10 protein-coding genes are annotated in these 11,696 nt (G+C 62.5%); 3 read left to right on the forward strand and 7 right to left on the reverse strand.

The window, feature by feature from the left end; translation table 11 throughout:
* Positions 1 to 89: 89 nt before the first annotated feature.
* From mobF to B215_RS0100905, 6 genes are all read right to left on the reverse strand, one after another.
* Entirely contained in the window at positions 90 to 2,837 is a 2,748-nt protein-coding gene (gene mobF / locus B215_RS0100880; RefSeq protein ID WP_019367732.1) for a MobF family relaxase, read from the reverse strand.
* Positions 2,837 to 4,657, reverse strand: a complete 1,821-nt coding sequence (locus B215_RS19355) for a type IV secretion system DNA-binding domain-containing protein (protein WP_019367733.1) — start codon at positions 4,655 to 4,657, stop codon at positions 2,837 to 2,839. The genes mobF and B215_RS19355 overlap by 1 nt, the downstream gene beginning before the upstream one ends.
* Positions 4,654 to 5,028, reverse strand: coding sequence for a hypothetical protein (locus B215_RS0100890; RefSeq protein WP_019367734.1), 375 nt, complete (start codon positions 5,026 to 5,028; stop codon positions 4,654 to 4,656). Before B215_RS0100890 ends, B215_RS19355 begins: the two co-directional genes overlap by 4 nt.
* A 204-nt stretch (positions 5,029 to 5,232) precedes the next feature.
* Positions 5,233 to 5,760, reverse strand: a complete 528-nt coding sequence (locus B215_RS21130; RefSeq protein ID WP_236704375.1) for a hypothetical protein — start codon at positions 5,758 to 5,760, stop codon at positions 5,233 to 5,235.
* 44 nt (positions 5,761 to 5,804) lie between these two features.
* Entirely contained in the window at positions 5,805 to 5,978 is a 174-nt protein-coding gene (locus tag B215_RS21715) for a helix-turn-helix domain-containing protein (protein WP_019367736.1), read from the reverse strand.
* Between the two features lie 190 nt (positions 5,979 to 6,168).
* Entirely contained in the window at positions 6,169 to 7,023 is an 855-nt protein-coding gene (locus B215_RS0100905; RefSeq protein WP_019367737.1) for a hypothetical protein, read from the reverse strand.
* 80 nt (positions 7,024 to 7,103) lie between these two features.
* Between B215_RS0100905 and B215_RS21135 the strand changes: the two genes are divergently transcribed.
* The 3 genes from B215_RS21135 to B215_RS0100925 all read left to right on the forward strand — a co-directional run bounded on the left by B215_RS21135 (position 7,104) and on the right by B215_RS0100925 (position 9,959).
* On the forward strand, positions 7,104 to 7,448 hold the full coding sequence (locus B215_RS21135; RefSeq protein WP_152997700.1) for a hypothetical protein: 345 nt from the start codon (positions 7,104 to 7,106) through the stop codon (positions 7,446 to 7,448).
* A gap of 87 nt (positions 7,449 to 7,535) precedes the next feature.
* On the forward strand, positions 7,536 to 8,414 hold the full coding sequence (locus B215_RS21140; RefSeq protein WP_152997699.1) for a hypothetical protein: 879 nt from the start codon (positions 7,536 to 7,538) through the stop codon (positions 8,412 to 8,414).
* 327 nt (positions 8,415 to 8,741) lie between these two features.
* On the forward strand, positions 8,742 to 9,959 hold the full coding sequence (locus B215_RS0100925; RefSeq protein ID WP_019367741.1) for a tyrosine-type recombinase/integrase: 1,218 nt from the start codon (positions 8,742 to 8,744) through the stop codon (positions 9,957 to 9,959).
* Positions 9,960 to 10,272: 313 nt separating this feature from the next.
* Here the strand turns inward: B215_RS0100925 and B215_RS0100930 are convergent, their stop codons facing one another.
* Positions 10,273 to 11,496: a Gfo/Idh/MocA family protein gene (locus tag B215_RS0100930; RefSeq protein WP_019367742.1), complete on the reverse strand. Its 1,224-nt coding sequence runs from the start codon at positions 11,494 to 11,496 to the stop codon at positions 10,273 to 10,275.
* Positions 11,497 to 11,696: the final 200 nt, after the last annotated feature.

The following is an 11,696-nucleotide window of genomic DNA, read 5'->3' on the forward strand; positions in this document are numbered from 1 at the left end:
ATCCGCCAGGCACGGCCTGTTGAAGAGGAGCAGTTCATGCCAACGGCAGGACGAAGGATGCCATGGCCTGCCAAGGCAACGTGGATCGATCAGCCCAAACCAGCCCCCATCGCCTTCGCCTTGACCGGCTCCGGAAGGTTCGCTGCCATCGCCGTCTGCTTCTCGCCCGCCCGCTCAGAGATCGCGCGGACAAGCCGGTCCCGGTCGTCGGTGACAACGACGGCCTCACCTCTGGCCCGCGACAGCGCGACATAGAGCATCTTCTGGTCGACCAGATTGGTCGAACGGCTGTCGGCGTGGATCAGGACGCGTTCGGCGGTCTGGCCTTGGGCAGCGTGTGCGGTCTGGACATAGGCGTGGCGCAAATGGGTGTCGCGAGGATCGGAGAGGTCGAGCCGCTGCTCGCGCCCGCTGGCCAGCTTCAAGGTGGCCTGACTGGCGGCAAGGTCAATGCCGGTCACAGTCCCGCCAAGTCCGTTGATCCGTCCCGCATCGCGGTCGTTGCGGGTGAACTGCACCCGGTCACCCGTGCGCAGTTCCAAGGGTTTGGCCTCGAACACCTCGACCTTACCAGCACCCCATTGCCTCGGATGCCAGTCAATCGACCGGCCATCCCGGCCCGCAAGGGCAATGCGGCCCCGCTCCGGATCGATGCCCACAATGGACAGGGCTTCCCCCCGGTGCACCGCCTTCGCGGCATAGTCACGATTGAACCGGACGACATCGCCGATGGCATAGCTGGCCGCTTCGCGCGCCTCGGCACGGGTCATGCCCTTGGCCTCGAGAGCGGCAAATTGCAGCTTTGGTGCGGAAAGTTCACCGCGCGATGCCAGCTGATCCCGGATCATGCCGGTGAGCGTGTCGCGCCCGTCACGCGAAGGCTCGATAACCAGCGTCTTCGCCCGCTCGGTGGATGTCAGGGACAGGTAGTGCCGTGCCATCGCCTCAAAGCGGTCATGCGCGGTGGCCGCCTCCAGCACTTTCCCGCCGCCACGATCCAGCGCGGCAAGCGCCTTTGCGGCATGCCCTTCGATCGATGCCATGACGGCCTCGCGGGTGTCGGCATTGGTCTGCCTGACGACCTCGGCCAGCCTGGTCGTGGTCATGCCTGCCGCCTGCAACTGTGCGAACGCAGCACCTGCTCCGACCGAACCGAGCTGTTTCACATCACCGACCAGAATGAGCCGTGCTCCGACCTTGTCGGCGCTGGCCATCAGTTTAGCCATATCGCTGGCAGAAAGCATCGACGCCTCATCGACAATCCAGACAGCGCCTTTGCTGTTCATGCGCCCCTCGGGCGTCAAAAGGTGGCGGGCGACGGTATCGCCGCGCAGACCAAGCGCATCCCCAAGGACTGTTGCTGCCGCTGCGGTTGGCGCAAGTGCTGTCACCGACAAGCCGCCGCGCTCCGCCTCGCGGGCATAGGTCGCCAAGACGGTCGTGGTCTTGGCCGTCCCGGCATAGCCCTGAACGGCGGCAATCCGGTCACGGGATGTCAGCAGGTCGGCGGTCGCGCGCTTCTGATCCTCGGTCCAGGTGTAGCCGGATCGTCCCGACTGCCTTGCAGCGCGCTCAACTGTTCGCGCAGCCGCCATGGGACTGGCCAGAGGCTCGGCCATGCCGCGCCCGGCCATTTCAAGCTGCAACATGGTGCGCTCCTTCGCAATAGCCTGCGGGGTCGTGTAGCCTGCAAACTCCGCGCCGCGCCGGTCGAGAAATGTGCGAGGCACCAGTTCGCCGCGCTCACCGGCACTGGCAATCGCCGCACCGATCTCGCCGTGTCTTACCTTGCCGAAAGCGAAATCCCCGGCCTCTCTGGCCAGCGTGCTTGCCGAGAACACCGCCTCGCGCTCGGAGAGCTTGGCTGTGGCGAATGCTACAGCCTGGCGCGCCAGCAATTCAGGGCTGGCCGATGAACCAAGTTGACTCGCCTGCTCCTTTGCACCGGAAACCAGCCTGTCCCGCGCTCCTGCATCGAACCCATTTGCATCGGCGGTGACCTGCCAGTTGGCGCGCAATTCGCGGATATCGGCATGGGTCTTGGCTTCGCGGGTATCGAGTGCGGCAATCTGCTTCTCTGCGGCGCTCGCCTCCTCCCGGCTTGTGCCCCGCTCGGCAAGCCGTGCATCGATCGCTGCCGTGCGCTGGCTCAAGGCCTCGATGGCCTTGTCCGGCACTCCGGCTATCTCGAACATTGCATCCTTGCCCGGCTCGATCCGGTAGCCAAGCTCGGCAACGCTATGCGCCAGTTCCTGCCGGTAGATGGCGCCGATCTCCTTCTGGAGCTGATAGAATGCTCGGGGCTCCAGACTGCGCCACTTGCCGTCCTTGTCCTGGGTGGCGTTGATCACGACGGCGTGGGTGTGAAGTTGGGGGTCTTGCGCCCGGCTCGTGGCGTGGTGGAAGGTGGCAATGGCAAGATTGCCGGTGGTCTGGCGCTGCACCTCGCCGCCCTCCCGCACGCGGGTCGCGGCCATGTGGTTTTCGACATGGGCCAGCGCCACTTTTACAGCCGCGCGGTGGGCCGCGATCAGCCGCTTGTCGCCAGCGACTTCGGCCATGATCGAGACGGACTTGGGCGCGGACAGGGTGATGTCCCAACCGGGCCGGTGCTCGACCTTGCCGTCGCGGGTAGTGCCCAGTTGCTCGCCATCCACCCGACCTTCCAGCAGGGCAGCGAACTGCTCGCGGTCCACCTCGCCTTCAAGGCCAAGGGCGGAGGCGGCCTCCCCGAACCATTCGGAGGGGGCGAGACCGCCTTCGGCATAATAGTCATCAGCCTCGTAGTAGCTCGCGGCCTGTCCAGCACTCGACAGGGCCGAGACCGAGGCGACCATCAGACCGGTCCCGGCTTGGCATCGGGCGCGGCATTGCGGGCGATCTCGCTCACCCGGCTCCACAGGGTGCCCGCAGGATCGCCAGCGACAAAGGCAGGCTGGCGGGCGGCTCCACGCGCCCGGATATGATCGGCGGTGAGGGCGATGCGCGCCACGGGCAGGCCATCGGGCAGCAGCAGATAGCCCTGGTGCGGGGCAAGCCGCAGCTCGCTTTCGAGCACGGCGGCTCGGAAAGCCCGCTGGGTGGCAATCGTGGTGCGCGGAACATCGCTGCCGATGGATAGCGTGTCGGTGGCAACGCGCATTTCGATCTCGCAATCGCCGATGGTCTGGCTAGCCCATTGGCGGGTTTCGCGGTCGACCGTCTGCAGGAACAACTTGGTATTGCAGCAGGCCAGCATGGCTTCGGCGATGTTTGCGCCGTAGCGGTTACGCATCTGCCCGAGCGCCTGGAAGGTCAGCACGATCGCCGCGCCGAACTTGCGGCCTTCGGGCAGCAGCCGCGCCAGGTTTTCGACGCGCGGCAGGTCGGCCAGCTCGTCGAGCACGAACCAGATGCGTCGGTCTGGCGATGGCGACAGTCCGAGCACGGCGCTCGCCGCACATTCGAGCCAGCAGGCCATGAGCGGCTTCGCGGCCTCGAAATAGTCCTCCTTGCGGGGCACGAAGATCCACGGCTTGGCTCCCTCGCGATCGTCCAGCCCGGCGATGAAATCGCGGAAGGCAAATCGCTCCGCCCCGTCGTCCTCGACCCGCAGGAACTGGATCAGGTTCGCCGCCTTGGCGAGCATGAACAGCACGCTGCCGGTGGCGCGGTCGGCGTCATCGGCGAAGGTCCGCGCCGACGATGTATGACCCAGCCAGTGCTTCAACTGCTCCTTGCTTTTGACCTGCAAGGCTTCGAGCAGCGCTTCGAGATTGCAGTTCTTCTCCGCCCACAGCGAACGGAGCATGTTGGCGACGAGAATGCGGCTCGTTTCCAGCCAGACATCATCGTCCTGGCTGCCGGTTTCGGAAACAAGCTGGCGGGCAATCCGATCGGCGTCGGCGGGATGGGAAATCTCGTCGAACGGCGACCAGAATGCGCAGCGGCCATCGAACGGATTGAGGATCACGTCGCCGCGCTCGGGATTGTAATAGTGGGCGATGAATTCGCCGCTGGTGTCGTAGACCAGGGCGGGTTCGCCGCGCGCCTCGATGCGGTCGAGCATCTGGCGAAGCGCGGTCGTCTTGCCGCTGCCGGTGGTGCCGAGGAAGGCGAAATGCCGGGTCTCGATCCCGCGCGGGATCGGCACCGGACCGATGGCCAGCGAGGCAGGATCGGCGCGCGGCGCGGTGTGCGCGGCAAGCTGCGTTTCACCGATTACACGGGTGCCGCCCAGAAGCTTGTCGCTCAAGGTTTGCTCGCCCTGCGAAGACATGTTCTGCTGGATCAGCCAGATGACTAGCAGGCCCAAGATAAGCCCCGCCAATGCCCCGCAGAACAGGCAATCAAGCAGGAGGTCGTAAGGCTGCAACCAGTACGCCGAATAGGCGACGGTGCGGGCATAGAGCGTCGTCTTGTATACCCCGACGGTGACGTTCATCTGCAGGTCGCGCCCGGCCATGTCGCCAAGCAAGACCAGCCCTCTGGCACCTAGGCATTGGATCGCCAGCATGGTGCCGCGCGGCGGCATAATCATCTGGGCAGCCAGAGCCGAACCGCACAGCGTGCAGGCCAGGACTAGTTGCCAGAAGAAGCGGAAGCGTTGCTGCAAATGGGCCATCCGCATCCGCCACAGCGAGTGCGAACGGGAGGTGAAATCGTGGCTCTTGGTCATGGTTCGATCTCCAGGGCAAGCGAACGCTGGCGCTCGAATGCGGCCTTGGCATCGGCGGCAATGACCTCGTCGGGTTTCTTGGTTCCAAGCGCCGAATGGCGGGCGTAGGCATAAGCCGCACAGGCGGTGAACAGGGCGCGGTCGAGCACTCGCTCCACCTCTGCGAGGCGCTCCGAGATCACCCCCACGCCGGTAGCAATTTCGCGGGTGTCGGTGTCCCTGTCGGTGCCGTGCATGACGGCCAGAAAGCCTGCTTCGATGATCCGCTGGAGCATCGCATAGTCCGTTAGACCGCGCCTTTCGGCGATGCTGGTGAGGGTGCGGGCCTGCGACGGCGTGAGGCGAACGGCGCGCTTGGTCGCGGTCAACATGGCCGCCTCCCGTGCGCGCGCTTGGCGCGCTCTGAAATTGGCGCAAATACGTCAATTTTGGGCGAAGCCGGGTGCGGGCGCGCTATCCGCCCGCTCGCAAACCGGCGGAAATGCTCGCTGCACGCGTGCGTGGGGTGTGTAACCAAATAACTGCTTCGGTTCGCAGAACCGAAGCCCATCGATCCAGTGTCTTTCTGCACACGGTCAAGCATGGCTCGGCTCCATTTCCAGGTGATCCTGGCCCGCGGCGGCGGCCATTTGGCGAAGGGCGATCTCGTCATCGACGGAGCGATCCCGAGGTGATCTGCAAGGCGAAGCCTGTTCCAGCTTTTGCCTCTCGCTCAGCCAGCGATAGGCCGCTGCATCGACAGCGCGACGGATTGCCTGGTGCAGGTCGATTGCTTCGGCGGGGCCGAGATTGAGCCACCCTGCCTTGTCGATGAACATCTGCGCGCCGAGCGGATAGATCGTCCCGCCGCAATCATATTCCGGTCCTTCGATATGCACCCAGATATCGTCACCTCTGACGATCGAAATCAGTGGGCGCTCGCTGAGGAAGAAGGGACGGATAGCGTTCAGCTGCGACCAGGCTTCATGTGTCCCGGACGACATTCGCTCGGCTATGGGAACAAGGTGATAGGCAACGCCGCGATCGATCCGCAGCGAGACATTGTCGAAGTTGAGGCACGATGAGCGGGCAAAAGCATCCCGCAGTCTCTGGACAAGAGACATGGCAATTTCCTTTGGGAAGAGGATTGGGTTAGTGGCTGCGCGGGTCAGCGCTGCGCGTTTTCGTCGAGCAATCGGCGCAAGGATGAGGTCGTGAGCAAGGTCCGCCTACCGATCTTGATTGTCTCGATCCGGTTCTGCCGGATGAGCATGTAGATCGAGGTTCGACCGAGGCCTAACGCCTTGGCTGCTGCCATGACGGATACGGTAAGCTGTTCCAATGTCGTCTCCTGTGTTTGCCGAATCGCGGCGGGAGACAATTCAGGTTGCACACATCTGCCGGTGCGTCGCTCGGTTGAGGAAAGTGGCGGATTTCTGCGAACTTCCGGCGACCCGGAAAACAGCATCGCCTGATCGGAAATGAAGCGAGCCGGAAATCGGGCAAAAAATTTTTGCGACGAGCGCGAAAGTTCAGCCTTGATCGATCAGGGCTGCGAGAATCCTGCTGGCATAGGGGCGAACCATGTCCGTCCGTGGCATGTCCGCAGATGCATCGGCATGATCTTCGAACCAGTCGAGCAGGAGCTTCTCGATTTTACGCCCCGCTTCTGCCTGATCGGCAAGGTCGATTGAACGCAATTCGGGACTGGCCATGATGGCAATGACGGCGTCGAGGTAGGCATATTTGGGATCGCGGCCTGGGCCTGCCTTGCGCTTTGGCTTGCTCATCGCGAGCAGCCGTTCTGCGTCGTTTCGGGTGACATAGAGGTCGCCAAGGAGCGGGATCGGGGCCGGGTAACCCAGCACATGGGAGCGCTCGCCCACATCTTCTGACAGAACCAGATAGCGTAGCCGCCCGAAGAACAATCTCCTGTCGAGCGGCACATATCTCCCGTGTAGCAGCGACCGAGCATAGACCCGGGGGCCGGACTCCTTCTGGAGCTCGGTCAGGGTCGTCTCAATGCGCTGATCCGGATCATGCGGCAGCGCTGCCGGGACCTTCGGGAAGCTGGCCCCGTATTGCCAGAGGTGCCAAGCCAGCAGTCCGATGGCGGGCAAGGCAAACGTCAGGACCTCGATCCCGAAAACCCAGGCGGACTGTCGCCAAATCCCGAGGACGTCACTCAGCATGGCCACCCCGGCGATAAGGGCGAGGGGTATGGAAAACTTCAGAAACCTTGATTTGCGATCAAGGGTGCGCCTCACTTGGCCCAGAGCGAAATCGACAGCCCGATTGATCCTGGCCAGCCCGTCTTCGATATCGGTGTCGTAGCAAATCGCCAGGGCGCGGCGCAGAGGGATATGTTCTTCCAGCAGAACAGGCATGAGAGGCCCCAATTCGGGCCTGGGTGCTATCGGAGCTGGTTTTGGACCACCCTTCATGGCGGTGAAGTCGATCCAAAAGCATGCGGCTTGTCAACCGCTTGACTGGAAACGCCTCTTCAGAAGAGGGCATCGGCGCACTTTTTGTCATCCGCTCGACTGCGCCGAGTACCCAAATGTCATACTGGTCCCGACACCGCGATTTTCTTGCCTTGCCCGAAGATCTTATTGCCTTCGCATGGTCTGCCCCCATGCGCGACCTCGCGCAAAAATTTGGCACCAGCGACGTCGCCCTGCGCAAGCTGCTGAAGAAGTACGGCGTGGTCACCCCTCCACAGGGACACTGGAATCGCGTCCATGCTGGTCGCACGGTTCCCGGACCGCCAAAGCCGCAACCGCGACGCCCTGGTGAGATCGGTCGGCTGTAGATCGACCATCGTTTCGAGCAGTTTGTCGCCAAGGCAAATCCGATGCCTTCGTCTGGTCCATTCGCCAGCAAGGAGGTGCCTGAAGACTTGGACGATCTGCGGGCCCGCGAAACGAAGCTGCTCGGCAAGGTGTCGGTGCCCAAGACGCTCGAAACCCACCATCCGGCGCTCGCCGACATCCTTCGCAAAGAACAGCGACGCCGCGAAAAGGTCTCGGAATACCGCTGGTTTGGCGATGGCCCTCAGTTCGACAATCCCGTCGATCTGCGGCAATTGCGACTGCTGAATGGTCTGTTCCTGGCGCTCGCCAAGCGCGGGCATACGGCATCGGTCTATGTGAATGACCGCCCGCGCGAGTTTCGCCCAAGCGCGTGCATTGGCGATACCAGCCTCAGCCTTGAGATTGGAATCCTTGGCAAGCATGCAACGGTCTGGCGCGCTGGTGAGCGCATCGCAGACCCCAACCTCCCAGCAAGCACCCCGTTGTTCCTCAGGTGTTCAGGTGGCGACGGTTGCTCCTGGCAGGACGAAGCGGGAAGCAGGCTGGAATCGAGAATAGGGGAGATTGCCGTTGCATTGATCGTTGCCGGTGAAGCTGCGTTCCGACGCCGCCTGAAGGAAGCTGAGATCAGGGACGAACAGGAACGGATCGAACGACTGCGCCGCGAAGAGGAGACCAGAAAGGAGCGAGAGCGACAGCGCCTCGAACACATTCGGAAGCAGAACGAGCAGCGGATCGCCGACTTACGGATGAGCGGTGAGTTGCTGCGCCAATCGCAAGATCTCCGTGCACTGGTCGTGGCCGTCCGTCTCGCCATGCAGCAACGCGCTGATGTAGCCACGCAGAGCCTATCGGCCTGGGAAGAGTGGGCGTTGGGTGAAGCCGACAAACTCGATCCGATCATGTCAGGCCAGATCATGTCGCACCTCTATCCTCCGGTGCCTCCAGCTGAAGAGATGCAATGATGCTTGTTGTGGCTGATCGAAGCGGCTATTCGAGTCACGCGTTTGTTCCCCACATGCCCAAATTGCAGCAGTGGATAACTGGGGGCCTTTTCGGGGGCCTTGAAATTTTATTACTCTCCAAAAATTCAGGATTTCAGCGGCTTGCCGGTACTTTTCGAGTCATGTAAGCGCACCAGTACATATTGAGAACATTGTAGAAAACCGCAGAAATCTCCGGTAAAATCTCTCCTGCGGGTCTCGTGGTTCCCCATTTTGTTCCACCGTGGCCCACCCAAAGTGGGCCACGAATCGGTGGGCCACGGAGATCGCAGGAAGGCGTGGCCCACCATGCTTACGAATGTCGAGATTCGCGCCCTCAAGCCGGCAGCGCGCCCGTTCAAGGTTCCGGATGGCGATGGCTTGTATCTTCTCGTCCAGCCCTCCGGGGCATTGTTGTGGCGATTTCGCTACAAGGTGTTTGGTGTCGAGCGGAAATTGTCGCTTGGCAGCTTCCCCGAGGTGACTCTCCAGCAGGCGCGCCACAAAAGAGACGAGGCGCGCGCTGAACTTGCAGACGGCTTCGACCCGGTCGAGCAGAAGCGCCAGAAGCAGCTTGAGGCGGAACTGGCGGCGAAGACCACCTTCGAGCTGGTCGCCAATGAATATATCGAGAAGATGGAGCGCGAGGGGAAATCGGCGACGACCCTCAAGAAGGCGCGCTGGTTTCTCGAACTGCTGAGTGGGGTCGCCCGCCGGCCCATCGCGGCCATCACGCCGCACGAGTTGCTAGATGTCCTGAAGCGCGTTGAACGTCGCGGGCATCACGAAACGGCGGTGCGGCTGCGCTCCTTCGCAGGTCGCGTGTTTCGCTATGGCTTCGCGACCCTGCGTACCGAGAAGAACCCGGCGGACATTCTCCGGGGTGCGCTCACCGTTCCACGCGTGAAACATCACGCGGCGATCGTTCAGCCGAAGAAGGTCGGGGAACTGCTTCGCGCCATCGAGGACTATAAAGGGCGCCCCGAAACGCTCTACGCGCTGCGGATCGCGCCGCATGTGTTCCTGAGGCCGGGCGAGCTCCGGCAGGCGAAATGGAGCGAGATCGACTTCGCCGAGAAGGTCTGGCGCGTGCCCGCGGAGCGCATGAAGATGAAGCAGCCGCACGCTGTGCCACTTTCCCGGCAGGTGCTGTATCTTCTCCAGGATCTGCGGTCACTTGCGCGATCCAGCGATTTCCTGTTCCCCGCGCTGCATACGACGTTGCGTCCGATCTCCGACAACACGTTGAATGTCGCACTTCGACGCCTGGGCTTCGAACATGACGAAATGACCAGCCATGGCTTTCGCGCCATAGCGAGCACGCTGCTCAATGAATCAGGTCTCTGGCATCCCGATGCGATCGAGCGCGCGTTGGCCCATGGCGAAAGGGATCGGGTTCGGGCAGCCTATCACCGTGGCCCCCATTGGGACGAGCGGGTTCGCATGGCGCAATGGTGGTCTGACTACCTTGACCAGCTTCGGGTCGGCGGTGCGGTGATCAAGGCGAAATTCCGAAAGCGCGGGTAGAGTTGCTCTGATCGCCTGCGGTGAAGGGAAACCAACCGATCGAAATACGCTCGTCAAAATAAATATTTACCGCACTGCAGCAAAAATGGAGCCCCAGGGGTCAGGCCCCACTCCCCTTTTCGTAAATCGGGTTCGAAGCACAAACGCGATCGGGTTGGGCAACTACGAACGCCGGAGATGTCCCACGATCGATCGGCAGCTGGCGACCAGCTCATGACGTTATCGGACCTGAGATCGAATTGCTGCTTCTGGCGAAACCCGCCATTCGTCGGCTTTGTGGGTGCCTCCTGAAGGACGGCGTTCTGATGGCCAATCAGCGCCGCAATCGTCCGTCCGGAGCCACCTTCACAATTTGCCTCGCCTGGGCAGACGCATAAATCGCTTCTATCAGTCGAACGTCACGCAGCCCCATCTCGCCGGGCGTCCTTATCTGCGCGTTGTCACGGATCGCATCCGCCAGGTTATCGAGCTGGCCCGCAAACTGCACCATCGGGTCGCCTGGAGTGAACTCGCCCTCGTTCAGCCCTTCGATCCGCATCGTCTGTCCGGCATAGCTGGTCGCCGGATCCATGATCAGCGAGCCACTGGTGCCGCGGACGACCGCGCTGTTGCCTCCCGCTGAGTCATAGGAGGTGACCATCTGCGCGACTGCGCCCGAAGGAAATCGCAGCTGCGCGGAAACATGCGCGAAAATCTCGGCAAAGCGCGGATCGCCCGCGGGCCGAAAGGTGGTTGCACTGATGCTCTCAGGCATCTCGCCGGTCAGATACAGGGCCGATTGCAGGCCATAAATCCCATAGTCCTCCAGCGGGCCGCCTCCCGCCAGCAAACGGCTGACGCGCCAGTTCTGCGCCGGATCGGTCGGACCCATCCGATAGGCCTGCTCGGTCCGGACAAGTCGGATATCGCCGACTGCCTTTCGTCGCATGAGCTTCATGGCTTCGAGGTTGTACGGCTCGAAATGCGATCGATAGGCGATCATCAGCTTGCGGTTGGCGCGGCGTGCCGCGGCAATCATCCGCTCACAGTCCCCGCTCGAAAGCGCCATCGGCTTTTCGCAAAGGACATGCTTGCCCGCAGCGAACGCGCGGATCGTCCATTCTGCATGGAGGCCGCTCGGCAGGACGATATAAACCGCATCGACGCGGTCGTCCGCGGCAATCTTTGCGAATGTGTCGTAAGAATATCGGGCGTCTTCCGGGACGCCATAGGCATCGCCGACATGGCGGAGCTTATCGGGGTTGCCCGAAACCAGCGCGGCAACGTGGGCGCGCTCGGCCTGACCAAAGCGTGGCATCATCTGATTGAGGGCATAGCCGCCGAGACCGACGATGGCGAAGCCGATGGTGTCCGCACTGCGGCGTCGCGGCGGCTCCGTCGGAAGCTTGACGTTCTGTGGAAAGGGCTGGCCCTTTGCCAGCGCGCCGCCATTTGCCTGCGCGTGGGAGGCGTTTGAACTTGCCGTTGCTGCAAGCGAAGCAGTAGCCACGCCACTGACTTTGATGAATCCTCGCCGCGACATATTGTCACCGATCATCAGCGCTCTCGGGTGTTATGTTTCCATTATCGACCTGTAATAGCGGAGCATTGCGGCCGTTGACAGTCCAGTCGACCGGGAGTCGACGAGGATTGTATCGCCCTGGCGATCCGCCGCTGCGCCCCCGCCCGAGGTCCCGGAAGTCGCCATGCGTTCGCCTTCAACGCAGCAGGATTCCATCAGATCGTGAGACCCTGTCA

The sequence above is a fragment of the Sphingomonas sp. ATCC 31555 genome (assembly GCF_000282895.1).
Classification (GTDB): domain Bacteria; phylum Pseudomonadota; class Alphaproteobacteria; order Sphingomonadales; family Sphingomonadaceae; genus Sphingomonas.

Coding starts and splice junctions, on each gene's coding strand:
- mobF (WP_019367732.1), bottom strand. CDS start 2,837: ATGGTCGCCTCGGTCTCGGCCCTGTCGAGTGCTGGACAGGCCGCGAGC.
- B215_RS21130 (WP_236704375.1), bottom strand. CDS start 5,760: ATGTCTCTTGTCCAGAGACTGCGGGATGCTTTTGCCCGCTCATCGTGC.
- B215_RS0100905 (WP_019367737.1), bottom strand. CDS start 7,023: ATGCCTGTTCTGCTGGAAGAACATATCCCTCTGCGCCGCGCCCTGGCG.
- B215_RS0100925 (WP_019367741.1), top strand. CDS start 8,742: ATGCTTACGAATGTCGAGATTCGCGCCCTCAAGCCGGCAGCGCGCCCG.
- B215_RS0100890 (WP_019367734.1), bottom strand. CDS start 5,028: ATGTTGACCGCGACCAAGCGCGCCGTTCGCCTCACGCCGTCGCAGGCC.
- B215_RS21135 (WP_152997700.1), top strand. CDS start 7,104: ATGCGGCTTGTCAACCGCTTGACTGGAAACGCCTCTTCAGAAGAGGGC.
- B215_RS19355 (WP_019367733.1), bottom strand. CDS start 4,657: ATGACCAAGAGCCACGATTTCACCTCCCGTTCGCACTCGCTGTGGCGG.
- B215_RS0100930 (WP_019367742.1), bottom strand. CDS start 11,496: ATGATCGGTGACAATATGTCGCGGCGAGGATTCATCAAAGTCAGTGGC.